The organism is Nocardia sp. NBC_01388 (genome assembly GCF_045040085.1).
Lineage (GTDB): Bacteria > Actinomycetota > Actinomycetes > Mycobacteriales > Mycobacteriaceae > Nocardia.
Window position 1 is genome coordinate 558928 of the sequence record NZ_CP109553.1, and the last position, 24761, is coordinate 583688.

The 24761-nt window shown below is 67.1% G+C and carries 25 protein-coding genes; 15 read left to right on the forward strand and 10 right to left on the reverse strand.

Features of this window, described 5'->3' with window-relative positions; genetic code table 11:
* Positions 1-15: 15 nt before the first annotated feature.
* Positions 16-363, forward strand: coding sequence for a hypothetical protein (locus tag OG716_RS02635; protein ID WP_405136096.1), 348 nt, complete (start codon positions 16-18; stop codon positions 361-363).
* Positions 364-616: 253 nt separating this feature from the next.
* On the opposite strand, the gene OG716_RS02640 is transcribed toward OG716_RS02635, so the two are convergent.
* Entirely contained in the window at positions 617-1498 is an 882-nt protein-coding gene (locus OG716_RS02640; RefSeq protein ID WP_405136097.1) for an alpha/beta fold hydrolase, read from the reverse strand.
* Between the two features lie 83 nt (positions 1499-1581).
* On the opposite strand from OG716_RS02640, the gene OG716_RS02645 reads away from it, so the two are divergent.
* Both OG716_RS02645 and OG716_RS02650 read left to right on the forward strand, forming a co-directional pair.
* A complete protein-coding gene (locus OG716_RS02645; protein ID WP_405139481.1) occupies positions 1582-2208 on the forward strand; it encodes a winged helix-turn-helix transcriptional regulator in 627 nt (208 codons plus the stop codon).
* Between the two features lie 119 nt (positions 2209-2327).
* On the forward strand, positions 2328-2534 hold the full coding sequence (locus tag OG716_RS02650; RefSeq protein WP_405136098.1) for a hypothetical protein: 207 nt from the start codon (positions 2328-2330) through the stop codon (positions 2532-2534).
* A gap of 407 nt (positions 2535-2941) precedes the next feature.
* On the opposite strand, the gene OG716_RS02655 is transcribed toward OG716_RS02650, so the two are convergent.
* Positions 2942-3121 carry a hypothetical protein gene (locus OG716_RS02655; protein WP_405136099.1) on the reverse strand — a complete coding sequence of 60 codons (180 nt, stop codon included), beginning with the start codon at positions 3119-3121 and terminating at the stop codon, positions 2942-2944.
* Positions 3122-3267: 146 nt separating this feature from the next.
* On the opposite strand from OG716_RS02655, the gene OG716_RS02660 reads away from it, so the two are divergent.
* Both OG716_RS02660 and OG716_RS02665 read left to right on the forward strand, forming a co-directional pair.
* Positions 3268-3897: a glyoxalase gene (locus tag OG716_RS02660; RefSeq protein WP_405136100.1), complete on the forward strand. Its 630-nt coding sequence runs from the start codon at positions 3268-3270 to the stop codon at positions 3895-3897.
* A gap of 125 nt (positions 3898-4022) precedes the next feature.
* Positions 4023-4538, forward strand: a complete 516-nt coding sequence (locus OG716_RS02665; protein ID WP_405136101.1) for a VOC family protein — start codon at positions 4023-4025, stop codon at positions 4536-4538.
* A 122-nt stretch (positions 4539-4660) separates the two neighbouring features.
* Here the strand turns inward: OG716_RS02665 and OG716_RS02670 are convergent, their stop codons facing one another.
* On the reverse strand, positions 4661-6181 hold the full coding sequence (locus OG716_RS02670) for an alkaline phosphatase family protein (RefSeq protein ID WP_405136102.1): 1521 nt from the start codon (positions 6179-6181) through the stop codon (positions 4661-4663).
* Positions 6182-6453: 272 nt separating this feature from the next.
* Between OG716_RS02670 and OG716_RS02675 the strand changes: the two genes are divergently transcribed.
* Positions 6454-7338, forward strand: a complete 885-nt coding sequence (locus OG716_RS02675; RefSeq protein WP_405136103.1) for an LLM class flavin-dependent oxidoreductase — start codon at positions 6454-6456, stop codon at positions 7336-7338.
* A gap of 23 nt (positions 7339-7361) precedes the next feature.
* On the opposite strand, the gene OG716_RS02680 is transcribed toward OG716_RS02675, so the two are convergent.
* Positions 7362-7946: a TetR/AcrR family transcriptional regulator gene (locus OG716_RS02680; RefSeq protein WP_405136104.1), complete on the reverse strand. Its 585-nt coding sequence runs from the start codon at positions 7944-7946 to the stop codon at positions 7362-7364.
* A gap of 64 nt (positions 7947-8010) precedes the next feature.
* On the opposite strand from OG716_RS02680, the gene OG716_RS02685 reads away from it, so the two are divergent.
* Positions 8011-8964 carry a TauD/TfdA dioxygenase family protein gene (locus OG716_RS02685; protein ID WP_405136105.1) on the forward strand — a complete coding sequence of 318 codons (954 nt, stop codon included), beginning with the start codon at positions 8011-8013 and terminating at the stop codon, positions 8962-8964.
* A 22-nt stretch (positions 8965-8986) separates the two neighbouring features.
* On the opposite strand, the gene OG716_RS02690 is transcribed toward OG716_RS02685, so the two are convergent.
* From OG716_RS02690 to OG716_RS02715, 6 genes are all read right to left on the reverse strand, one after another.
* Positions 8987-9397: a helix-turn-helix domain-containing protein gene (locus OG716_RS02690; RefSeq protein ID WP_405136106.1), complete on the reverse strand. Its 411-nt coding sequence runs from the start codon at positions 9395-9397 to the stop codon at positions 8987-8989.
* A 187-nt stretch (positions 9398-9584) separates the two neighbouring features.
* Positions 9585-10433 carry an NAD(P)H-binding protein gene (locus tag OG716_RS02695; RefSeq protein ID WP_405136107.1) on the reverse strand — a complete coding sequence of 283 codons (849 nt, stop codon included), beginning with the start codon at positions 10431-10433 and terminating at the stop codon, positions 9585-9587.
* Positions 10434-10584: 151 nt separating this feature from the next.
* Entirely contained in the window at positions 10585-11442 is an 858-nt protein-coding gene (locus OG716_RS02700) for a saccharopine dehydrogenase NADP-binding domain-containing protein (protein WP_405136108.1), read from the reverse strand.
* Between the two features lie 149 nt (positions 11443-11591).
* Positions 11592-12785, reverse strand: coding sequence for a cytochrome P450 (locus OG716_RS02705; protein WP_405136109.1), 1194 nt, complete (start codon positions 12783-12785; stop codon positions 11592-11594).
* 60 nt (positions 12786-12845) lie between these two features.
* On the reverse strand, positions 12846-13577 hold the full coding sequence (locus OG716_RS02710) for a DJ-1/PfpI family protein (protein ID WP_405136110.1): 732 nt from the start codon (positions 13575-13577) through the stop codon (positions 12846-12848).
* 15 nt (positions 13578-13592) lie between these two features.
* Positions 13593-14549: a GlxA family transcriptional regulator gene (locus tag OG716_RS02715; RefSeq protein WP_405136111.1), complete on the reverse strand. Its 957-nt coding sequence runs from the start codon at positions 14547-14549 to the stop codon at positions 13593-13595.
* A gap of 114 nt (positions 14550-14663) precedes the next feature.
* On the opposite strand from OG716_RS02715, the gene OG716_RS02720 reads away from it, so the two are divergent.
* From OG716_RS02720 to OG716_RS02755, 8 genes are all read left to right on the forward strand, one after another.
* Positions 14664-15047 carry a thioesterase family protein gene (locus OG716_RS02720; protein WP_355126052.1) on the forward strand — a complete coding sequence of 128 codons (384 nt, stop codon included), beginning with the start codon at positions 14664-14666 and terminating at the stop codon, positions 15045-15047.
* Positions 15047-15436 (forward strand): thioesterase family protein, encoded by a 390-nt coding sequence (locus OG716_RS02725; RefSeq protein WP_355126054.1) that lies wholly within the window; start codon positions 15047-15049, stop codon positions 15434-15436. The genes OG716_RS02720 and OG716_RS02725 overlap by 1 nt, the downstream gene beginning before the upstream one ends.
* 79 nt (positions 15437-15515) lie before the next feature.
* Positions 15516-15899, forward strand: coding sequence for a 50S ribosomal protein L7/L12 (gene rplL, locus OG716_RS02730; protein ID WP_405136112.1), 384 nt, complete (start codon positions 15516-15518; stop codon positions 15897-15899).
* 538 nt (positions 15900-16437) lie between these two features.
* Positions 16438-19167: a phosphoenolpyruvate synthase gene (locus OG716_RS02735; RefSeq protein ID WP_405136113.1), complete on the forward strand. Its 2730-nt coding sequence runs from the start codon at positions 16438-16440 to the stop codon at positions 19165-19167.
* Entirely contained in the window at positions 19154-22531 is a 3378-nt protein-coding gene (locus tag OG716_RS02740; RefSeq protein WP_405136114.1) for an AMP-binding protein, read from the forward strand. Before OG716_RS02735 ends, OG716_RS02740 begins: the two co-directional genes overlap by 14 nt.
* Positions 22528-22779, forward strand: a complete 252-nt coding sequence (locus OG716_RS02745) for an acyl carrier protein (RefSeq protein WP_405136115.1) — start codon at positions 22528-22530, stop codon at positions 22777-22779. The genes OG716_RS02740 and OG716_RS02745 overlap by 4 nt, the downstream gene beginning before the upstream one ends.
* On the forward strand, positions 22776-23864 hold the full coding sequence (locus OG716_RS02750; protein WP_405136116.1) for an SDR family oxidoreductase: 1089 nt from the start codon (positions 22776-22778) through the stop codon (positions 23862-23864). The genes OG716_RS02745 and OG716_RS02750 overlap by 4 nt, the downstream gene beginning before the upstream one ends.
* On the forward strand, positions 23861-24760 hold the full coding sequence (locus tag OG716_RS02755; protein WP_405136117.1) for a nucleoside-diphosphate kinase: 900 nt from the start codon (positions 23861-23863) through the stop codon (positions 24758-24760). Before OG716_RS02750 ends, OG716_RS02755 begins: the two co-directional genes overlap by 4 nt.
* Position 24761 lies beyond the last annotated feature (1 nt).

Below are 24761 nucleotides of genomic sequence, written 5' to 3' on the forward strand. Positions count from 1 at the left end.
GCGACTTTGGCCACGATGGTGAGCGTCGGTGCGCTCACCCTGGGGGTGCCGACCGCCGCGGCCGCGCCCTCGGGAAATCTGCGGGACACCGCGCAAGCGCTGATCGACGATGCCCTGCACTCCGGCGGTGACGGCCACGTCGTGCTGCCCTACACCAATCCCGGATGCCGTGAGCTCATGCAGGATCTGATGGAAACCCCGGGTGCGACCCACGACGACGGGCCTCCGCCCAAGCGTCTGGTGTCGGTCACCGAGAACGGCGATACCGGCAATGTCGACGTCGAACTCGCCGACGGCAGCATCAATCACACCGTGTGGCACAAGACCGACGGGGTGTGGCTGGTGGACTGCTCGGCAAGCTGACTTCACAGATGGTCGTGGAGGAACCGATTCTTCCGGACTACTCGGCGCCGCGGCTGGTGAAGTCGAGGGATCCGCTGTCGATCGTGCCGTCGGCGTTGACCCGATAGTTGGTCGGGTTGTTCTGCACGACGCCGTCGGGGGACACCGTGGCCAGTCGGCCGCTCCCACCGGCAGGATCGCTCTCGTATCGGCAAGCCGCACAAGCCTGTTCCGTCGAATGGATGCCAACCGGCAGCTCGGGGCCGTGCCTCCGCTATGTCGTTGCCCAGCCGCGGATCGCGGCGACGAACTCCTCGGGTGCGTCGGACTCCACGTAGATGCCCGAACCCTCGACGATCACGGTTTTGTGGTCCGGGAACGTCGCTTCGAGCCGCTCGCGCTCCTGCGGGCGGAAGGCGAAGTCGGCGTCGCCCCACACGATCAACGTCGGGAGGTGGGCGATGTCGGTGAGGCCGGCTTCGACCTCGGCGAAAAAGGCCCGGCTGCCGAGGATCCGGCCGGGGAGCACCGCGCAGGCCTGACGGCGCTCGGGCGTATCGAGCGCCCGTCGGTAGTGGGTCATCTCGGCCGCGGTCGGCTTCCGGCGTCGATGGCCGATGGGGATGAACGCATTGACGATCAGGTTGAGCCGCCGGACCAGGAAGCGCATCGGGAGTCCGCCGACGATGCGCGCGAAGGACTCGAAGTGCATGTCGCCGTTGACCGGCCATGCCCACGTGTTGGCGAGCACCAATCGGTCGAAAACCTTCGGCCGCCGCTGCGCGACCGCCAGGCCGATGGCGCCGCCCCAATCCTGCCCGACCAGAGTGACACCCTCGAGGCCCAGCGTGTCGACGAACCTGGTCACCACATCGGCGTGCTCTTCGGGCAGGTAGCGGTAGCCGGGCTGGGCCGTCGACAGCCCGAAGCCAGGATAATCCAGTGCGACACAACGGAATTCGCCGCACAGCGCACTGATCGCATCGCGCCAGAGGAACGACCAGGTCGGATTGCCGTGCAGGAGCAGCAGTGTCGGACCCGACCCCTCGTCGACGTAGTGCACGGTGTGCCCGTCGATATCGACGAAACGGCTCTCGAACGGGAACAGGTCGTCATCGACCCAGGCGGGTCGAACACTGCTGGTGATATCGGCCATGGCGGACCCCTCCGAGCTCAGTGTCAAGGTACGATTGATGAACTCAAGTCTACTTTAAAATATCAAGCGATCGTGGGAAAATGATGCGTAGCTACGGCCAGTACTGCGGGCTCGCCCGGTCTCTCGAGGTCGTCGGCGACCGCTGGAACCTGCTCATCGTCCGCCAGCTCCTAATCGCCCCCGCCCGCTACCGGGACCTGATCGACGGTCTGCCCGGCATCGCGACCAATCTGCTCGCCGACCGGCTCCGCGACCTCGAGACCTCCGGTGTGATCGAGCGGCGACTAGCGAGCGCAGGCAGTGTGGTGGAATACGCCCTGACACCGTGGGGCGCCGAGCTACGCAGGCCGATCGAGAGCCTGATCCGCTGGTCCACCCCCCTGATGCTCCGCGGCCCCGAGGGCGACTCCTTCCGCCCCGAATGGCTCGCCCTGGCGGTACCGGCTCTGCTCGACACCCGGGTCGAGGTCCGCCCCTCGGCGGCGATCGGCCTCGAGATCGGCGGCCCGCCCCTCCAGCTCCGCTCCACGCCTTCCGGATTCGCGGTCGGACCGCATGACGGCCGCGCCCTCGATGCCACCGTCCGCGCCGACCCCGCCTGCATCCTCGGCCTCGCCGCCGGCGCCCTCACCCTCAGCGACGCCCGCGCCCTCGGGCTGGTCGAAATCGACGGCGACGAGTCCGTCGTCCGCACCGTCCTCGCCGCCTGACCGGGCCGCTCAGCCCGGCGCGTGGTGGCACCAGCACGTCCGAACATCCGATCTGAAATGCCACACAAGGACGTCAGGTCTTGGCGCCCAGCGTCTTTCGGTCACCCCTACAGGAGATTGTGGGTGACGAGGCGGGTGAGACAGGTGTCGACTGCGTCGGCGGCGGAGTCGGGGCCCTCGCCGGCTGCCCATCGTTCGGTGGCAAGGCGTACGTGGGTATCGGCCATGGCGGCGGTGAGGGCGACATCGAGGTCGTCGGTGGGGCGGCCGGGTCGGCGTGTTCGGCTGCGATCGGCGACCGGCCGGGTAGTACCCGCCAGTGGTAGAGGATCGGGAACGCCTGCGTCTCGCCACGCAGAACGGCTTCGGTGACGATGTTGTTCGCCGCCAGCTCGCGCCATGCGTTGAAACTTGGGCCGCCGATACCGTATTGACAGAACACCGGCAGGTCGAACAGGTTCGTGGTGGCGCCTTGGGCTGGCGACTTCCCGGTCGGTCAGTGGTATCCGCTTGGCGAACACCGGTACGCCGTCGACGACGAGGACCGCCGCGTCACCGCCCACACCCACGTTTACGACGCGACCGCTACCTACCAACTCAACGAGCTCGATATCGCCGCGGGACGCCAGGATTGCCGAGAGTCGTTGGTGGCAAGCAATTCTGGCAGCTGTCATCGCACGATTCTGTCACCGCACAGATGATTTGACACAGGTTCGGTCGGGCTCGCAGGAGTCTACGGTGCGAGCTCCTCGTTGCCGATGGCATTCTGGATCGCGTCGATCTGGTCCTGAACCACCTCGGCGCGAGCCACCAGCTCGACGCGGTCGGGCTCGGTGAGGCTCTCGGCGTCGAGCTTCTGGTAGACGCACGAGAGTGCGGACCGTAGATCCTCGAGCTGGGTACCGGACTCCATGAGAGTTCACCCTACGGACCGAACTCTGCGGCGCGCGCCGGCAGGTGTCTGCGTGGTCGGACGGTGAGCCACCGACTGCGTCTCAGTGGTGGGTTCGGTGGTCGGCACGGATGTGATCGCGGCGGCCCGAATCTAGCGTTATGAGCATGGAAATCAACGCAAACACCAGCACCGACATCAACATTCAGCTCGAGGTGGCCGACCCCCGGGCCGCTGCCGCGATCTACGACGCCGCGTTCGGGCTGGGGGAGCGGCTCGGGTTCCGGGCTTCCCCGGCGCCGACGACCGGTTTCCGCGGATTCATCTTGTCGCTGGTGGTGTCACAGCCCTCCACCGTCGACAGCCTCGTCGGCACCGCGGTCGAGGCCGGGTTCACCGTCCTCGAGCCTGCGAAGAAGAGCCTGTGGGGTTACGGCGGGGTGGTGCAGGCACCGGAGGGGACGATCTGGAAGATCGCCACCTCGAACAAGAAGGACGTAGGCCCGTTCACCCGCGAGATCGACGACCTGGTTTTGCTGATGGGCGTATCGGATGTGAAGGCCAGCAAGCAGTTCTACACCGATCGCGGTTTGACGGCGACGAAGAGCTTCGGCGGCAAGTACGCCGAGTTCGCGCAGCCGGGCTCGCCGGTCACCCTGGCGTTGTACCCGCGTAAGGCTGCCGCCAAGGAGGCGGGGGTCGCCCCGGACGGCAATGGTCCGCACGGCCTGGTCATGGACAGCGGTATCGGTTCGTTCGCCGACCCGGACGGATATGTGTGGGAGGCCACGGCTTGATCGAGGCGGCCAGCGTAGCGCCTCGGAAGACCAATGCGCCAGGAGCATTTGCCGGCGGTTACTAGGACATTTTCTGACCTAGTTGCCTTCCACAATCAGAGCGACCACGAGGAAAGGAACTGATGATGACTACCGCCCCCGCCGGATACACCGCTGTTGCCCCTTGGATTGTCACCACGGACACGGCGGCTTTGCTCGAGTTCGTCACGGCTGCTTTCGAAGGCATCGAACTGGGACGGGTGCCGCTCGAGGACGGGAGTATCGGGCATGCTGAGATTCGGGTCGGCGACACGGTTCTGCTCGCTTTCGACCAGCATCAGGACTGGCCCGACATGCCGTCTCTGTTGCGGGTATTCGTCCCCGATGCCGATATCGCGTTCAGCGCTGCCCTTCGGGCCGGTGCTCGCGAGGTGACTGCGTTGTCCGACAATGCTTTCGGTCAGCGTGGGGGACGTGTTCGTGACCCGTTCGGCAATATCTGGTGGATCACTGCCATCGTTGAGAGTGTCGCGCCGGAGGAGGGGATGCGGCGTCTGGAATTGCCCGGATATCGAGAGCAGATGCGGTTCGCCCAGGAATCGCTCGACGCCGAACTCAGCGGCCGCGCCCACGGCTACGCGAGTGCCGTCGTGACGCGGTAACTTCGCACTGCGAAGGCGACTGTGCAACAGAACCGCGGGCGTGCGTTCAGCCGGGATCCACACCGCCGGCACCCCAGCGGTTTTCAGTGGATCCCGGCCAAGTGCGCACGGGCCTTGTGGATCTAAGCCCCGGGCAGCACCGCGGTGTGTTCGGCTGCTACCGCGTCGAGTGTGACGGGGTCGAGGCCGAGGCGGTGCAGGATGGTCGGCGCGATCTGAGTCAGTGCGACCTCGCCCTTCTGCTCCTGCTTGCCGATCCCATTGCCTACCACAATAAGTGGGACGTGGCGGTCGTCCGGCGTCATGCCGCCGTGTTCGGCGATTTTGGATTTGCCGCCGGTGTAGACGGTGCCGGGGGTAACGCCTGCGTATACGTCGGGGACGCGGGGGTCATCGAAGTTCACGCCGAAGAAGGCTGCGGCGTCGGCGCCGACGTAGAGCTTGTCCTTGTCGACGCCGGAGGCGGTGAACGGCTTGGGATTTCCGGCGATGTCGGTGCCGAGACCCGTGGCGGCGAGCAGCTTCTGCTTCACGAACGCGGCCGCGGCGGCCGAGCGATCCGACATCCACATGAGCAGCGCTGAGTCGTTCACCGAGTGGATGATCAGTTTCGGTGCACCGGGATGGGTTGCGGCCCATTCGGTATCGATCGAGTCGATGATCTTGGCGTCGTCGATGCGGGTGAGGGTGTCGGCCTTGACGGGAGCCTGGCCGTGCTTTGCGGTCAGCACGATCGTGGTCTTGTCCCGCAGCCCGGCCTGATCCAGTGCCGTCACCATGCGGCCCAGTTGCTGGTCGACGAAGTCGAGTGCGCCGCTGAGGAGTTCGCCCGGCTTACCGTCGGCCTGGTAGCCCTTCGAGTCGGGCAGCTTCTGCGCTGTGGACACGGTCTGGAAGTTCATGCCGAACAGCGCCGGCACGCCGGCATCTCGCGCGCCCGAATGATCCTTGCCCGCAATCTCGTTCACCACGCTGTCCACCTTGTAGGTGTCGTAGCGACGGGTGAGATCGTTCTTCTGGGTCCAGGTCTTGTCGTCCGGGTTGTCGGTGGAGCTGCTGTCGATCTCCGGGGTGAACAGGTCATCGATCGACTTGCCGCCGTGACCGTTGGCGATCTGGTACGCCGGATGCTTGTCCGACCACGCGGTGCGGTCCCCGGCGGCGTGCAGCACCGAGAAGACGGTGTTCACCTTCAGATAGTCGGCCGGCGCGATCGGCTTGCAGCTCGCCGGGTCGACCGGCAGCTTGGCCGGATCCAAGACCGCGCTCGGATCATCGGTCATTTTGCCGATACCGTCGGGCAGACCGGTCAGCCCCTGACCACCGTCGATCCGGTGCGAATTCTTGTCCGCGTCTTCGGTCAGCGCGACCTGTGCGCCTTTGGCGGTGTGCGCGCAGTCGGTGGTGCCTGCGGGCAGCAGATCCCGGGCCCACGAGTCGTCGTAGTACACGCCGGTGGTTTTGGGAGTTCCACCGGTCAGCATTGCCATCAGCCCGGGGAAGGAATCCGAGGGAATCGGAGTCTGGGCGTCGGTATAGTGCACGCCTCGCCCGACCATCTTCGCCAGCGTCGAATCCGGGTGCGCCGCCAGGTAGTTCGTCAGATCCGACTCGTGCATCCCGTCGACCGACAACAAAAGCACGTGCTCGTCACGTCCACTGGAATCCCCAGTGCTACTGGAGCACCCGCTTGCGATCAGCCCAACCGCGGTACACGCACTCAACACCGCCACACCAGCTCTGACCTTCATCACCCAAACTCCATTCGCCGCAGTCCGGCACCGCCGGACCGAATTCGACGAAAGCTAACCGCCCACTGTGACGGCAACCTTGCGCGCCGATGATGGTTGCCCGAACTCTGGGGCTGTGTCGCATTCGAGCCATCTCGACCGCGCGGCCGGTGCACAGTGGTCGGATGGATATTGGTATCGCACTGCCCACCATGTGCCGGGGCTATGACCGGCGCTCGACCGTGGATTGGTGCCTGCAGGCCGAACAGGGACCGTTCTCCAGTATTTCGTGTGGTGAGCGGATGTCCTTCCACAATCCGGAGATGTGGACGACGCTGGCGGCGGCCGCGGCACTGACCGAGCGCGTCCGGATTATCGCCAATGTCGCTGTGCTGCCCGCGCATCCGCCCGCTCTGGTGGCAAAACAAGCCGCGACAATCGATGTCCTGTCGGACGGGCGCTTGACGGTGGGAGTCGGCGTCGGTGCCCGGCCCGATGATTACCGCAGTCTCGCAGCGGATTTCGGCTACCGTCACGACCGCTTGGAGCGTGGAGTCGCCGAACTGCGCGAACTCTGGTCCGGTACCCCGTCCACGCCGGATGGCGACCCCATCGGCCCGCCCTGTGTGCAAGCGGGTGGCCCGCCGATACTGGCAGGCGCGCTCGGACCGAAATCGCTCGCCCGCGCGGCCCGGTGGGCCGACGGCGTGGTCGCCTTCAGCCTCAGCGGCGTACCCGCCGAGATCGCCTGGGCTGCCGATTCGGCCCGGAAGGCCTGGGCCACCGCCGCGCGAGATACCGCGCCCCGCTTGGTGAGTGGCTGCTTCTACGTACTCGGCGTACCCGACCCGGCCGCGGTGCTGCGCGAGTTCACCGCCGACTATCTGGCCTTCTTCGGATCCGAGACCGCCGGGACCACCGCCGCGGCGATGACCACCTTCGATGCCGCCGCGGTGCACCGCGCACTCGACGGCGCGGAAGCCGCCGGGCTGGACGAATTCATCCTGGTCCCCGGTTCCACCGACCTGGCGGTGCTGGACGCGACGATCGAACTGGTCGAATCACGCTGAACCACAAGGATTTCTCCGGGCGATCAGTGCGGTTCGATGATCCGCTTGGTCTCGGCATTGATCGCCTCGCGCAGTTCCGATTCGGAGAGCCCCTGTAATCCGGTGGCCGAGCGCAGGAACGGCTCGAACAGTCGCCAACCCATTTCCAGGGCAACGGTATTGGCGACGGCGAGCCGGGCCTCACGATCGTTGTCGTGGCGCTCCCTGATCTGGTCGACCAGGCTGGACATGGTCGGGAAGCGCTGCTGCAGCTTGCCGACCTCGTAGCCGTCGAGAATGGCCCGGGCCAGCACCTTCCACTGCCGCTCGACCTGCGCCTCCAGCACCGCGCGGTCGGCCTTCGCTTCGATGAGCTCGGCCGAATGCGCCCCGAGGTAGTCCAATACCGCGGCGACGAGCTGATCCTTGGCCCCGAAATGCCGGAAGATCAGGCCGTGATTGACGCCGGAGCGGGTGGCGATATCGCGAATCGAGGTAGCGGCCGGTCCGCGTTCGGCGAAGAGATCGGCGGCATGGGTCAGTACCGCTGCGACCACCTCCGCGCGGCCCATCGGGACGTCGGCATCATCCTGAGAGTCTGCTGTAGACGATTGACTACGTGTAGTCATCTGACTACGTTAGCACTCGGGCGCTGTAGTCATACGACTACGCATGCACGAGGAGATGGTTCTGATGGAAACGACCGCGAAGACCGCCGATGTCGGCCACCGCATGATCCAGCCGTCGCGGTTGGACGGGTACCCGCTGATCGTGGGTCCGTTCACGCATGTGGCCGCCGAACGCGATCGGCTCTCCGCGCTGCGCTGGCAGCATCTCGAGGCGCGGCAGGTGGGCGCGAGCATCGGTGCGGAGATCAGCGGTGTCGACCTCACCGCGCCGCTCGCCGCCGAGGTGATCGCGGAGATCCGGCAGGCGCTGCACGAATACAAGGTCATCTTCTTCCGCGATCAGCCGATGACGCCCGAGCAGCACATCGCCTTCGCGAAGCGGTTCGGCGAGTTGGAGATTCACCCGTTCATTCCGTCCAACACCGCCCAGCCGGAACTGGTGCGCTTCGAGAAGAGCGCTGAGGTGGCCGGTTTCGAGAACTCCTGGCATCACGATGTGACCTGGCGCCCGCAGCCGTCCATGGGAGCGGTCCTGCACGGCATTTCGATCCCGGCGCTCGGTGGCGACACCCTGTTCTCGGATATGTACGCCGCCTACGAATCACTCGATGACGAGACCAAGGAGCTGATCGAAAACCTCGACGCCGTCCACGATTACACCCAGGCGTTCGGCCGCTTCGTGCCCGAGGAGCAGCGCGCGCAGATGCGTGTGCAGCACCCCGCGGTCACTCATCCGGTGGTCTGCACGCATGCCGCCACCGGCCGCCGTCACCTCTACGTCAATCGGGTCTTCGTCTCGCATATCGACGGAATGGACGCGGACGAGAGCCGGGCGCTGATCGACCGGCTGTGCCGCCAGGCCGATGCGCCCGAACACCAGTGCCGGTTCCAGTGGGAGCCCGATTCGATTGCCTTCTGGGACAACCGGGCGGTCCAGCACTATGCCGCGAGCGACTACTGGCCCGCGATCCGCGTGATGGAGCGGGCGTCGATCATCGGACCGCGACCGGCGCGCTGAGCGCGCGCCGACGGCAGCGGACCTACGCGCCGACCAGGTTCCCGCGCAGGATGGCCTCGGCGGTATTGGCCGGCCATTCCAGTCCCGCGTCGAGTTTGGTCAGCGTCTCCGCCGTGGGCTCCTCGATCAGGCAGCGCTCGATCTGGCTGACCGTACCGGTGGCCGGTCCGCCCTGTTTGGCGACATCGTTCTGGGTCCAGCTCTTTTCGCGGCGGCGCTCCTTCACCTTGTCGGCCAGCGCCTTGATATCCGGCGCACCCGCCGCACTCGCCGGGACCGGCTTTGCGGCGGGGGCCGCCTTCGGCGCGCTCGCCGCGGCGGGCTTGGCAGCGCTCACCTCGGCCGATTTGGCCGCGCGCGCTTCGGCCTTCTTCTTCACCGGCGCCTCCGCCGGTCGGGTGCCCGCGCCGGACAAAAACGCCTGCGTGGTCATTCGTGACCGCTTCCGCCTACCGATCTTCGCCATATGAACCCTCCCAGGTCTGTCGCTGCCCGCTGTCGCGCGAGCTTGGGGAAGACTGCCACGACTGTGCGGCCACCCCGGGCAGGAGTGGAAAGCTCGGCGTGCCGTGCGGCGATCGTGTAGCAAACCGGGGCGGTTCGGGCGGCCAGGACAATGGCTACCGTTCGGTTGCCCCCAGGGTGCGTGGGGGATGACCGGCGTACCTCTCGATGGATTCGGTGACCTGGAACAGCTCGTGGCCGGAGCCGATGGCGGCGAACATGGTCCAGAGCTGGGTGAGGTGTTCGACGGTGACCTCGTCCCGATAGATCGACCGGGCGGATTCGGCCCACCGCTCGGGGTCGACGTCGACGTACGGGACGCCGAGGGCTGCCGCCGCCGCACCGGTGGTGCGGATTTCACCGGCCAGCCACAGCACCGGATCCACCGGGTCCGCCGTGCGCAGTACTCCGGCGGCCACGTCGGCGACATCGTCGGCCGCGATCAGCGGCAGCACGGTATCGGCGGAGCCGAGTGGCAGCGCCAGTTCGCCACGATCGCCGATGGCCACGCGCAGGTTCTCGAAGAAGACCGCGGCGCGCAGATGCACAGCGCCGATCTCCGCACGATCGAGTACCTGCTCGGCCACCCAGTGCCGGCGCATATGCGGGGTGCCCGCATTGTGTGCCGAGCCGAGCTGGGAGACCGCGACCACCCGTTCCACCTCGTTCGCCCGTGCCGCAGCCGCGAAAACCGCTGTGGCATCGAGCATTCCGGCGGTAACCGGATAGGTGAAGTAGGCGCGCCGCACGCCCTCCAGCGCCGGCAGGACCGAGGTGATCTCGCGGAGATCACCCACGACGATTTCCGCCCCGAGATCCTTCAGCCCGGCGGCACGGCCATCGTCGCGGTGCACGAACGCACGCACCGGAAGGCCCGCCCGCAGCAGCGCTTCGGCGACGGTCCGGCCGGTGCCGCCCTGACTGCCACCGCCGGCCCCGGTGACGAGGATCGGTTCCGTACCCATGCCGCTCACCGCTGTTCCGGTAGTTCGAGGGTGAACACGCCGCGGTCGGCGAGGGTGGTCAGGAATTCCGTCGAGTCGAAAGCCTCACCGGGACTTGCCACTCCGCTCTTGGCCGCGCCCTCCGTGAGCCGGACCGCGGCCTCGACCGAGGTCAGTGCGGCGGCCAGCCACAGATCGCGCCCGCGCAGATTTCCGGCCGCCGCACCGTGCGCCCCCAGAACCTGTGCGGTAATGGTGAATTCACTCGCGGCCCGCTCGTCGGCGGCGGGTTCTCACTGCTGAACGCCTGCTCCTCCTCGAAGGTGCGGGCGGTGAGCTGGGCCTCCACCGCGCGGGTGCGCACATGCCGGGGCACGGTGACCGCTTCCGGGAACGGCACCGGGGCGATCATGGCGCGCGGCCCGACCGGCGGCGGGAAGGCGAAGATCGCATTGCGCGGTTCCACGAATCCGAACCGCGGTGCGCCGTCCTCGAATCCGATGCGGTCGGTATCGGCGAACAGCAGCCGGGCCGTTTCCACCGCCCCGTGCGTCATCTTCCAGTTGTGCACCGCGTAGGCCACGGTGACGCGGTCGATATCGGACATATTCCGCGCGACCGCGCCCGCCAGCAGATCACCCAGCCCGCCGTAGAAACTCACGCTGGGCAGCATGGTGATTCCGGCGCGCTGTGCTCGCTCGGGGAAGGTGTCGAAAAGCTGCTTCACATAGTGCACTTCGACGGAGTGATCGATGTAGTGACAACCGCCGTCGACCGCGGCGGTGGCGACCGGCAAACCGGTGGTGGCGAAGGGCCCCGCGCAGTGAATGAGCACATCGGCGGCCTCGGCGAGTGCTCGGAGCGCCCCGGGATCATCGAGTGGCGCGGCCATCGCCCGGGCCCGGCCCAATCCGGCAAGTGCGTCCGGATCTCGCCCGGACACGATGACATCCTTTCCGCGAGCGAGGAGTTCGGCAGTGACCAAGCGGCCGGTATGGCCCGTGGCCCCGTAAATCGCAAATACAGCCATGAAGATCAACTCTTTACGCTGATAGGCAATGCAAAAACGTGCCGATTCAGCGTAAGTCGCCCCACCGACAGGTTCCGGTGACGTTTCTGATCGCAACCGATCAGCGAATCAGGCTCGCCCGCAACGATCCTCGCCCGGCAATGAACGCGCTAAGGCTGTAGCCGGACCGGCAAGGCGGTGAGCCCGTGGATCACCGGATTCGCATACCAGCGCAGCCGGGAGTCCTCGACTGCCAGGCTGAGATGCGGGAAGCGCTGGAGCAGAGTGGTGAAGGCGATCCTGCCCTCCAGGCGGGCCAGGGGAGCGCCGACGCAGAAGTGGATGCCGTGGCCGAAAGCGAGGTGGCCCGCGCGGTCGGCGGTGGGGTCCAGATCGTCCGGGTCGGGGTAGTGGCGGGGGTCGCGATTGCCGGCGGCCAGGCCGATGTAGACGATCTCTCCGGCCGGAATGACGGTGTCGCCCACTGTGATCGGCTCGACGGTGAAGCGGGGCGTCGCCATATCGACCGGGCCGTTGAAGCGCAGGAATTCCTCGATCGCGCCGGGAATCAGCTCCGGATCGGCGCGCAGCCGCTCCAGCCAGGAGTGATTGTGCAGCAGGGCGAGAGTGCCGTTGCCGATCAGGTTCACCGTGGTTTCGTGGCCGGCGACCAGGAGTAGCAGGGCCATTCCCACGATCTCCGGCTCGCTCAGCTGCGCATCGTCATCGGTGATCAGGGTCGACAGCAGATCATCGCCGGGATATGCGCGCTTGTCCCGCAGCATATTTCGCAGGAACTCGCTGATCTCGCTGTAGGCCCGGGCCGGGTCGCTGCCGCGATCGGGCGTTCCGACGAGCGTCCGGCTCCAGGCGCGGAAGGTGTCGCGGTCCTGGATGGACACATCCAGCAGGTGGCTGATCACCGTGACCGGGAGCGGGACCGCGAAGGCCCCCAGCAGATCGACCTGATCGTGCCCGGCCATCTCATCGAGCAGTTCGTTCGCGGTCTGCTCGATGATCGGCTGCAACTGCGCCACCCGCCGCGGCGTGAATGCCTTGCCGACCGCCTTGCGCAACCGCGTGTGGTCCGGCGGATCGGCATTGAGCATATGTCGCAGCACCGTGTCCGGCCGCGGATTGCGCCGTGCCCCAGGGCGTTTGCGCGCCAGCACGGTATCGAACCGGCTGATGTCCTTGCACAGTCGCGGATCGGCCAGCGCCGCCCGGCCCTCGTCGTATCCGAGAATCAGCCAGCGGTCGAGGCCGTCACCGAAATCGACGCGACGCACCGGCCCCTGCTCCCGCCAGCGGCGGTAGAACCGGTGCGGATCGGCGAAGAACCAGGCATCGAGCAGTTCGCTCACACCTCGACGCTACGGCAATTCAGCTCGACGCTAGGCAATTCAGCTCGACGCTAGGGCAATTCAGCGCCGCGCGAACCCGCGTTCGCGCACGCGATTGAGCGTGAGATTCCAGAAGACAGTGGCGACATCGAGTGGGATTCGTGGCCTGGCAGCGATTTTGGTCATCTCCAGACGGGTCTTGCGCAGCAGCTCGGCGGAGGCCTTGTCCGGATGACCGGTGTCGAACGGCGGCTGCGGGTCGTATTCGATGCCCAGCTGCACCATCTGCGCGGCTTCGGTTCCGGCGATCTCGCCGACCAGCCACAGCCCCAAATCGATGCCGGCGGAAACGCCTGCGGCGGTGACGATCTTGCCGCTGCGCACGATCCGCTCGTGCGGTCGCGATTCCGCGCCGAAGGCGGCCAGCATCGGCTGCGCCGACCAGTGCGAGGTAGCCGGGTGGCCCCGCAGGATGTCCGCCGCCGCCAAGATCATCGAACCGGTGCACACCGAGGTGGTCCACTGCGTTTTCGGATGCACGCTGCGCAGCCAATCGATGAGCTCCCGATTGGCCATGGCCTCGGTCGTCGCGGTCCCCGAGCCGCCCACCAGCACCAGATCGGGTGCCGGTGTTTCCGCGAAGGTGTGTGTCGCGCCCAGGACCAGCACGCCGCTGTCGGACACGATCGGCCCGACTTCATTGGAGACGAACCGCAATTCGCTGTCGGGCAGCGAGCGCAGCACCTCATAGGGTCCGATCGCGTCCAGGACTGTCATGCCGGGGTACAGCACAATGGCGATTTGGAAGGTCATGGGGCACTCTTTCTTTCAGAAGCGGGTGAAGCGGGCGCGATATTCGCCGGGCGGTATGCCCAAGTGGCGGTGAAAGATTCGGTAGAGGGTCTCCGGACTGCCCAGTCCGACGGCGGCTGCGACCCGATCCATGGGTTGATCGGTGGTTTCGAGCAGTCGCCGTGCCGCACCGATGCGCACCTGTTCGACATAGCGGGCCGGGGTGGTTCCGGTCTCGCTCACGAAGACCCGGGAGAAATGCCGGGTGCTCATTCCGGCCTGCTCTGCCAGCCCCGCGAGGGACAGATCGGCGCTGAGATGGTCCTCCATCCAGACCTGCAGGGTGCGAAGCGAATTCCGCTTCGGCGGATTCGCGGCGAGCGGTGCGCTGAACTGACTCTGCCCGCCGGGCCGGTGCAGATAGACGACCAGCCAGCGCGCGACCTCACGCGCCAGATCGGGCCCGTGGTCGGCGGCCACGATGGCGAGGGCGAGATCGATCCCGGCGGTCACCCCGGCAGATGTCCAGATGGGTCCGTCGCGGACATAGATCCGATCGGGTTCCGTTGTCACCGAAGGAAACTGCTCCGCCAGCAGTTCTCCCCCGGACCAGTGCGTGGTCGCCCGGCGTCCGTCGAGCAGTCCCGCATGCGCGAGCAGGAAGGTGCCCGTGCAGACCGATCCGACCCGCTCGGCGCAGGTTGCCGTCCGCCGGATCCCCGCCACCAGTTCGAGATCCGCGCTCGCGGTCCAGAAGGTCAGCCCGCCGGCGACGAGCAGGGTGTCCACCGGTTCGTGCCAGTCTCCGAGTGCGTGCTCGGCGGTCACCACCACCCCGCTGGAGGTGCGCACCGGCCCGGCTCGTGTCGCCGCGACCTCCACCCGATAGCCCGGCGTCGCCCCCAGGGCCGCGGCGGCGGTGAACACATCGGCGGGCCCGGCCAGATCCAGCAACTGGAACCCGTCGTAGACGACCATCAGCACCATCCGCATGCCTACAGCCTGCGGCTCCCGTCCGATGGCGTCAACGACACGACTCTTGCAATTCGAGCCATTTCGAGACCGCCCGGTCCGAGCCGCCGCAGTGCGGCTTGATAGAAATGCCGGGTGGCCCGACACCTCTTCCTCTGCCCGCTGCGCTGGTCCGATATGGACGCGGACGGCCATGTGCACAATGCCGTCCACCTCCGCTACCTGGAGGAAACCCGGATCGACCTGTTCCGCTCGCGCGGATTCCGCGGGGCGAGCGTGGTCGCGCAGATGGATATCGACTATCTGACGCCGCTGCGGTACCGGGCCCAGCCGGTGCGGGTGGAGACCTGGGTGAGCAAGGTGGGCACCTCCTCCTTCACACTGGTGCAGGAGATCCGGGACGAGGACGCGCTGTATTCGACCGCCACCTGCACCATGGTCGCCTTCGATCGGGACGCGCAGCGCTCTCGGCCGCTGCAGGACAGCGAACGCCATATGCTCGAGGAGTTGAGTGCCTGATGCACACCTACGCCATCCAGCTGCGCCGTACCGATATGGATGCCTTTCAGCACCTGAACAATGTGGTGTTCGCGCAATACCTGGACGAGGCCCGGTCCGATCTGCTCGCCCGGCACGAAGCGGTGGCGGGGCCGTGGCGCGTGGTGGTGGCGGGCCAGCGGCTCAGTTACCGCACCCCGCTGACCTTTCGCACCGATCCGGTCACCGTGACCACGGCGGTGGAGCGCATCGGGAACAGCTCCTTCACCCTGGTGCATGAGATACGGGACGCCGAATCCTTGTATCTCACAGCGACTTCCACCTTGGTGGCCGTGTCGGACAGTGCTCCCCGGCCACTGGACGCCGCCGAGCGCGAGTATCTGACGACCTTGATTTCGCCGCAGAACTGAGGCCTGCGCGCGCGGCTGCCACCCGCCGAACGCGCATATGATGGATGTACCGCCTGGTCAGCGTTATAAGGGGTGCATCATGGCCAAGATGACCGTCGACGAGTTGCTGGACGTCTTCAAAGGCATGACGCTGCTGGAGCTTTCGGGGTTCGTCAAGGCATTCGAAGAACAGTTCGGCGTCACCGCCGCCGCGCCGGTGGCAGTCGCGGCGGACACGTCCGCTCCCGTGGACGAGGTCGCCGATGAGCGAACCGAATTCGATGTGATCTTGGAATCCTTCGGGGACAAGAAGATTCAGGTCATCAAGGCCATTCGGGAGATCATCCCCGGCCTGGGCCTGAAGGAGGCGAAGGATCTGGTCGAGTCCGCGCCCAAACAGGTCCTCGAGGGCCTCAGCCGAGACGCCGCCGAAACCGCGCGATTCAAACTGGAGACCGCCGGAGCCCGCGCCACCGTCAAATGAGATTCGCGGCCGGCGCGGCTGCGGTCGCGCGAGCAGCGTGGGCTCGATTCGTCCACGCAGCGTGACCATTTCGCCGAGTCTCCAGTGCGCGGCAAGGTGAGGTCTGCGCGGCCGTGGAACGGTGTCGTGACGTCCGGCACGCCCAGCCGCAGCGCGGCGCACCAGCGCCAGGTGCTGCGGCACCGCCGTGACCGTCGCCTGCTCGGCCTCCGATCGCCACGGCGCGCACCGCGCACAGTGGGAAGGCGACGAATTCAGCGGCGCCGGCTGTCTGGTGAACAGGGTGGTTTGCCGTGCGTGCCGAATTCTCGAATCACGGAAATTGTCTGGGACGGAAGTGGGTCGAGGCCGTCTACATCGGCAAAGGTCAGAGGCGGTGTGGCATTCAGTTTCCGCTTGATGCAAACACCCAGGAATTGTGGGCTGGCACACATTTGAAACATGCACTATTCAAAGAGAGTCCTTCGATCTTGTTCGGCTCCCCGCCGGGCTGTGTGCCGACACTGCGGCTCCGGTCGGGGGTGATGGGAGAGCTCTAGTGCAGGTGCTTGGTCCGTGGTCCGATTCGGTGGTGATCGATGAGCTCGCGGGTGGAAAGGCGCGCGGGTTGTACGGGGTGCAGAGCAGTGGTGTGCGGGTGCCGGAGTGGGTGGTGCTCGGCCGGGATGTGTACGACGGGTTTCTCGGTGAAGGTGGATTGTCCACGGCGGTAGCGGAATTCGCCGAGATAGCCGATGTGGAGCAGGCGGTGGTGCGCGCCGGGGAGCTGCGTGCCGAGCTGGTGGCCGCGCCGGTGCCGGAGGTGGTGCGGGAGCTGATCGCGACCGCGGGTGCGCGACTGGGCGACGGCCCGATCGCGGTGCGCTCCTCGATGCTCGCCGAGGACGGCGCGGGCAATTCCTATGCGGGACAGTTCGATACGTATCTCAACGTCCGGGGCGTACCGGCGATCGTCGAACGGGTGCGCGACTGCTGGGCCTCGGCATTCTCCGAGCGGGCCGTCCGCTACGCCTTCGCGCGGAAGCTGCCCCGTGCCGCCGCGCCGGCGGTGCTGCTGCAGCGCCTGGTGGCGGCGCGGGCCAGCGGTGTGGTGTTCACCGCGAATCCGGCGACCGGAGCGCGCGACGAGGCCGTGATCAGCGCCGTGTACGGGCTCGGAGAGGGCCTGGTTTCCGGTGCGGTCGACGCGGATTCGGTGATCGTCGACAAGGTCAGCGGCGCGATGCTGGAGGTTGTGCTGGGCGATAAGGATTCTCGCTACGACCCCGCGGGCGAGCAGGGCTGGGAGGTGCGCGAGGTCGAGGCGGAGGCACGCGGGCAGGCGGTGCTCACCGATGCCGAGCTCGCCGAGCTGACCGAGATCGGCCGCAAACTCGAATCCCACTGCGGTGCACCGCAGGACATCGAATGGGCCATCGACGATATCGGCATATGGGTATTGCAGTCACGGCCGATCACCACCCTCGGCGCGGCGGCACCGCTCGGGCGGACCGTGGAGTTGCGCGGTGCGGGGGAGGAGATTCCGGCCGGTGAGCTGCGAATCTGGGACAACTCCAATATTATCGAGAGCTTCAGCGGCGTCACCTCGCCGCTCACATACACCACGGCCGCCGATATCTACGGCCGGGTGTATCGCGGTTATGCGGCCTCGCTGGGCGTCCCGGACGAACAGCAGCGGCAGACCGACGCGTGGACCTCGGTGCTGCTGGGCAGCTTTCACAGTCGCGTGTACTACAACCTGCTGCACTGGTATCGGATGGTCGGCATCGCGCCGGGGTATCCGCTCAATCGCAAAGTGCTCGAGGCCGCACTCGGTGTGGACGAACCCCTGGCCGACGATATTGCGAAGACCCTGCGGCCGTTCGTATTCCGCAGTCGCACCGCCCGATTGCGCTCGCGCGCGATCACCACGGCGATCTACGTGCGGCGGCTACGCGGGATCGATGCCATGGTCGAGCAGTTCGTCACCGAGTTCTATCGGGTCTACGACGAATACGATGCCCTGGACTACACCGAGCTGACCGGCGAACAGGCCTACGCGGCCTACCGCACGGTGGATCGGGACCTGGTCGAGCGCTGGGGCCCGCTCATGGTGCTCGACGCCATCCTGCTGACCCTCACCGGGGCCGTGTTCCTGCTCACCAAACTCTTCCTGCCCAAGGCGCCGGAATGGTTCCTGTATGCGGTGGTGGGCCCGGGCGCCGATGTCGAATCCGCCGATCCCGCGCGCGCCATGACGGAGCTGGCACAGCTCGTCCGCGCCGATCCGGAGTTGACGACGCTCATCAATTCCAGTGCACCGGAACAGATCTACGCCGAACTGCAGAATTCCGATCGCACGGAGTTCCTGTCGCGGGTGAACGATTACATCAACCTGTACGGCTATCGCAGCCTGGACGAGCTCAAGCTGGAAACCCCCGACCTGCGCGAGGATCCGGCCAGCCTGTTCGTCATGCTGCGCAGTGCCTCGGGCCGGGTCGGCGATGCCGCCACCGCGAGCCGGTCCGCCGAGGCGGACGCCTACCTCGACGCGAACCTGCGCGGTCCGCGGCGGCGGATCTATGAACGACTGCGCGCCAAGGCCTCTCGCTGCGCCGCGCACCGCGAGCGGCTGCGCTTCTGCCGCACCCGCGCCTTCGGCATGGTCAAGCGCATGATCCGGGTGATGGGCCGGGATCTGGTGGCGCGCGGTGTGCTCGACGAGTTCGCCGACGTGTTCTACCTGACCAACAGCGAAATGCGCGGCTGCTACGAGGGCGAGGACACCACGACGCTGCGCGCCCTGGTCGCCGCGCGGAAGGTGCTGCGGGCGAAGGATTCCGCACTGGTCGCGCCCGCGAGATTCCGGACTCTCGGCCCGGCGCTGGGGCGTGCGGAGCTGGCCGAACAGGGCTGGGTGCCGCTCACCACCACCGCAGCGGCCACCGTGGGCACGGTGCTGACCGGAACACCTTCGGCCGCGGGCATTGTCGAAGGACCGGCCGTGGTGGTGGACGAGCCCCGCGATGTGGCGGGCGGCATTCTGGTCGCCTATCGCACCGACCCCGGGTGGGTGGCCGCACTGCCGTCCGCGACGGCGCTGGTGATCGAGCGGGGCAGCCCGCTGACCCATGTGGCCATTGTGGCGCGGGAATTGGGCGTGCCCACCGTGGTTCAGGTCAAGGATGCCGCCACGCGTCTGCGGACCGGTATGCGAATTCGCGTCGACGGCATCAACGGCACGGTCACCGTGCTGTCCGAAGGAGATCAGCCTGATGAAACTCTCTGAAGATATTGCGGCGATTCGGGATTGGCTCGCGAGCCCGTCGGAGTCGACCGGAATCCACCTGGCCGACGAGGCCGACGGATGGGAGTTCCGCAGTTATCGCGAACTGGCCGACCAGACCTGGTCCATCGCCGCGCTCATGCGTGTGCACGGTCTCGGCAGCGGTGACGGCGCCTGCGTCATCATGCCGACCGGGTTCCCCTGTGTGGCGGCCTTTTACGCCGTGTGGGCATGCGGTGGCATCTTCACGCCGGTCGCGCCGCCCATCTTCGGCGATCTGGACGAGATCGTCGCCCATATCGCGGGCATTCTGCGGCAGGCCACACCGCGGCTGGTGGTGACCTCACCGGAATTCGAGCAGTTCGTGCGGCGTGCGGCGATCGAAGCCGGCCGTGCCGACGAGCCGCTGGTGATCGACCCGAAGCAGCTCGAACCGGCCTCCGGCGCACGGGAATTCGGTGTCCCGGCGGAGGTTTCGCTGCTGCAGTTCACCTCCGGCTCCACCGGAACGCCCCGCGGCGTCCGGGTGAGCTGGCGAAACCTGGCGAACAATATCGCGATGATCTCCCGGCTGATCGATTGGCGGCCCGGTGAAGCCTTGGTGTCGTGGCTGCCGCTCTATCACGATATGGGTTTGGTGGGCGCCTTCCTCACCACGGTGACCAATCAGGGCGATCTCTACCTCATGCGCCCCGATCAGTTCGTGCGTGATCCCGCACGCTGGCTGCGGGCCATGGCGCATGCGCAGCACTCGCCGTCGCCGTCCTTCGCGCTCGGGTATGTGGCGCATCGGGTCCGGCCGGAGGAGATCGCCGATCTGGACCTGTCCGGATGGCGCACGCTGGCCATCGGCTCGGAACCGGTCGAGGTATCGGATCTGCAGTCCTTCGCGAATCTCACCGGGCCGCGCGGGTTTTCGATGGGGTCGTACACCCTGGCGTACGGCCTCGCCGAGGCCACGCTCATGGTGACCTCCTCGCACACCCGCAGCCCGATCACCGCGCTGCGCGTCGACAATCCGAGCCTCCGCTTCGGAGAGCCGGTTCCGATCCTGGAGGAGGCGCAGCTCGACGATACGCACCGCGTTTTCGGGGCGGGCTGGATCACCGGGCTCGGATATTCGACCGCCGAATCGACGGTCACCGTCGTCGATGACGAGGGCCGTGAACTACCCGACGGCGTACTCGGTGAAATGGTCGTGACCGGCGGGTCGGTGGCGCTGGGATACTCGGGCGCACCCGGCGCGGGTTCCTCGACCCACATCACCGACGGCAAGCTCTACTCCGGGGATGCCGGATTCCGCTACCGCGATCAGGTTTTCGTCCTCGGGCGCATGGGCTCCAGCCTCAAGGTGCGCGGCCGCTCGGTCTTCATGGAGGACATCGAATCCCGCGTCGCCCAGGAAACGGGGCTGACCAAGGGCAAGCTCGCCGCGGTGGGTATCAGTACCCCGGGGGAGCAGGGCATCGCGCTGTTCGCCGAGACCGCGGCGGGCGAATGGATCGCGGAGGCCCGCAAGATTATTCGCGGGCACCTCGGTCCCGCGCAGACCGTGCACATCGTCACCGGCCCGCGCGGATTGATCCGCCGCACCTCGAGCGGAAAGCCGCGCCGCCGCCACATGTGGCAGCTGCTGCGTGACGGGGCGCTCGCCGGTGCGGTGCTGCACGATGCCGAGGCCGCGCCTGCCGCCGAGTCCGGCCTGCCCGAGCACCGGTTGCGGCAGCTGCTGGAATCGGCGCTCGATGTCGTCGCGGTGCCGGACGATGCGGCGGTGCTGTTCGAGGGTTCGCTCGCCGAGGGATTCGGCAATGTGGGCTCCGATATCGACTTCCTCGTGGTCGCGCCGGGCGCGGAGGAGCTGCCGACGCTGCCGACCGTGCTGTTCCTCGACGGTCGCCGCGTGGAGGTGCGCACGCGATCGGTCGCGCAGCTGCGGCGGCAGTTGACGCAGGTCGCGGTGGAGCCGAGCGAGGATCTGCTCAATCGTTGCCAGCGGTTCCTGCGCGCCACGGTGCTCCGGGAGGGGGCGGTCGATCTCGCGGCGCTGCGCGCGCTGATTTCCCACCCCGATTTCCTCGCGGTGGCGGCGGCCTGGTGGACCGCACGCGCGGTGCAGGCATTGCGTTTCTCGATCGCGTTGCGGGCCTTCGGATCACAGGCTGAGGCGGTCGAATGGGCGTGCGACGGCCTGCAGCAGGCCATGAAGGGCTGGGCGGCACGCCACGGCGAGAGCTATATCGAGACCAAATGGCTGCCCGAACAACTCGATCGGATCGGCTCCGGCGAACTGGTGGACCGGTATCGCGCGATCGCCGATCCGGGAACCTGGCCTGCGACCGGCCCGCAGGAGCAGTCCCGCTGGGAAGAGCTGCTGGCGCTGGCCTCCGCGCTCGGCGTCGAGGAGATCGCCGATGACCCGCATCAGGTCCTGTTCGCGCGCAGCTCCGGTGTGACGACCTGGTCCATCGGTGGCCGCCTGCACGTGCTGCGCGGTGACCGAGAGGTATTCGTCCTCTCCGACGAGGCCGCTCGCGCCTGGCGGTCGGTGGTCTTCCGGCATTCGGTGCGTGATGTGCTCGCCCGCTCGCCACGCGAGATCGGCGGCGCGCTGGCCGAATTCGTTCATCTCGGCCTGGTCGGCCTGCAGTGGCGCGGTGCGGATGTCCTCGAGCCCGCCCTGGGCATGTGCAAGCCGCTGCGTCCCTACACACCGGTGCCGAGTGCGCTGGCACCCGCGCTGGGGCAGACGGGTGCGGCACGCGAGAGTGGGTTCGCCACGCTGGTACCGCTGTCGGCGACCAGATTCACCGAATGCGGCCTGAATCTGGTGTGGTCCAACGTGGTGCTGGAGAACGCCAGGGAAGACCTGGTGGGCGCGATCAAGGGCGCACAGGGCGCGGTCGCCGATATCGCGGCGCATCGTCTCATCGCCATGAGCGTTCGAGTGGTGCTGTCCGCCTTCGGCATTCATCCCCTGCCCGCCGACGTCGCCCCGATCGAGACGATGCGTCGTCTACTGCCCGCGCATGCGGCACAGCGGGACGGTCTGTTGGCCCAGCTGGAATCGGCTCGGCAAGTGTGCTTCTCGGAGATCCTGCGCACCGAGGGCGATCCGCTGGAGGGCCTGACCACACTCGACGACTTCGTCGCCCTGGTGCGCCGGATTGCCGGAGAACCCGATTCCACCACCGGTTTTCCGGCCTCGTTCGACTCCCGCGAGCAATGGCAGCGCACCCTCGCCATCGGCCACGACTGGCTGCGCATAGCGGGCTATCTGAATACCGATCTGCCCCTGGACGAGACCCGCGACCTGCTGGCCAGTGGTGGACACCAGCCTCATCTACGCGAAAGCGAGCACTCATGACCGCCGAACCCGCTGTCGCCGCACGCATCCGCGACATTGTCACAGCCATGGCGCCGCAACCGCCGGCCGAACTCGCCGATACTCAGCGCCTCATCGAGGACCTCGGCTACGACTCGCTCCGGCTGATGGAGCTGACCGTGGTGCTGGAGCGGTCGTTCGGATTGCCCAGGTACCGGCCGGAGGATCTGAGGGGCGTCTTGCGCGTGGGTCAGGTCATCGACCTGGTGGCCCGGACGGAGGCCGCATGAGTACCCGCGACCTGGTGCTGGTGACCGGTGCGAGCGGTCTGGTCGGCGGCGAGGTGGTGGCCCGGCTGAAGGCGGCCGGGCGACCGGTTGCCGCTGTGGTGCACAGCAATTCGGTGATCACGCGCAATGACGGCACCCCGGTGGCGGCCGAGCGGCGGGTGACAGGTGATATCCGGGCCCCGCGCTTCGGGCTCTCGGTGGAGGATGCGGCCGAACTCGCCGACCGGGTGGGCTTGATCGTGCACTCGGCCGCGACCACCGCCTTCGATGCCACGCCGGAGGCCTACGAGGAGCTGAATGTGCGCGGCACCGCGCACGCTGTCGAACTCGCGCTGGAGTGGGGCGTACCGCTGGTGCATGTCAGCACCGCCTATGTGTGCGGGCTGCGCGGCGGCGCCATCGAAGAGGGCGAGGCGGCCCCCGGTCAGTCCTTCGGAAATGGCTACGAGGAGAGCAAGTTTCGTGCCGAGCACCTGGTGCGGACGGCGGGGGAGCGGGGCCTGCGCTGGGCGATCGTGCGGCCGGGGATCGTCACCGGTGATGTCGTCACCGGCGTGATTCGCGAGTACAAGAACCTCTACACCGTCGTCAAGCTCATGGTCGAGGGCAAACTGCGCACTCTGCCCGGCCGCTACGACGCGACGCTCTCGCTCGCGCCGGTCGATTATGTCGCGGAGGTGATCACCGCCGCCGCAGTCGATTTCGAGGCAGCGGCCGGTCGCACTCTGCACGCTGTGGGCCGGGACACCCTGTCGCTGCGCGAGGTCTCCGATGTGCTCGCGGAGTATCCGTCCTTCGACGTGGCCACCTTCGTACCGGAGACGACGTTCCGCCCCGAGGATCTGGAGGCGATCGAGCGTGAGTACTACCTGCGTATCGGCATCCTCTACACCAGTTACTTCAAGCGCCGCCTGCACTTCGAGACCACGGTCGCCGACGAGGTGCTCGGCAGGCCCTCGCCGCCCACCGGCAAGGAGTACCTGCGCGTGCTCCTGGATCACTGCCTGGAATCGGGCTACCTCGGCACACCGCTGCTGTCGATCGAGGACATGCTGGCGCGCACCACGATCGGCGGTGCGGTATGACCGGCGATCCGGTACGCAAACTGCTGTCGGAGCTGACGCCGTCCGAGGCGAAGGTCGACGCCTATCTGGGCGACACCTATGTACTGGAGACGGTCGATCAGCTCGAGCGCCTCGGCCTCGATGCCACCACCTTCGCCCGGGAGCACTCGCTGCTGCTGCTCAAGCCCGATGCCATTGTCGCCCGGGCGGTCGAGCCGACGCTGGAATGGCTGTCCGGCAATGGCTTCCGGGTGGTCTCGGCCCACCGTGTCGCGGTGGACCGGCATCTGGCCCGTGCGCTGTGGTACTTCGCGTGGAATATCGCCTCGCCGGAGCGGCGTCGCCTGGCCGACCTGCTGGTGGGCATTTCCGAAGTGCTCCTGCTGGTCGTGCACGGCGCCGACGGCGAGCTCCCGGTCCCGGTCCGGCTCGCGGAGGCGAAGGGCGCGACGGATCCCCGCAAACGCCGTCCGGGCGATCTGCGGTACGTGCTGGGGCGGAACAACTATTTGCTGAATCTTGTGCATTCGCCCGATGATCCGGCCGATGTGCTGCGCGAGCTCGCCATCTACTTCGACGAGCGGACCAGGGCACAGGTGCTCACCCGGGCGGTCACCGGCATCGACAGGTCCGCCGCCGCGGCCGAACTCGCGCGCGAGCTGTACAGCGGGGTGCCCGAGCGCAGCTTCGATCGGGATGCTGCCTTCGCTCGGCTGTACACCGAACTCGGTTCCGTGGCAGCGGAATCCGATGCGGAGTGCGCCGAGCGGCTGGCGGCGGCCATGGCCGCCGGCCGGGAGTTGGACGCCTGGTCGGCAATCGTGCTCGGTTCCTACGTATTTCCCATGCGCGTCGGGTCGCAGTCGCAGACACTGCGGCCCATCGGCGCGAAAGATTGGTTGGAAGGTCGACCCTGAT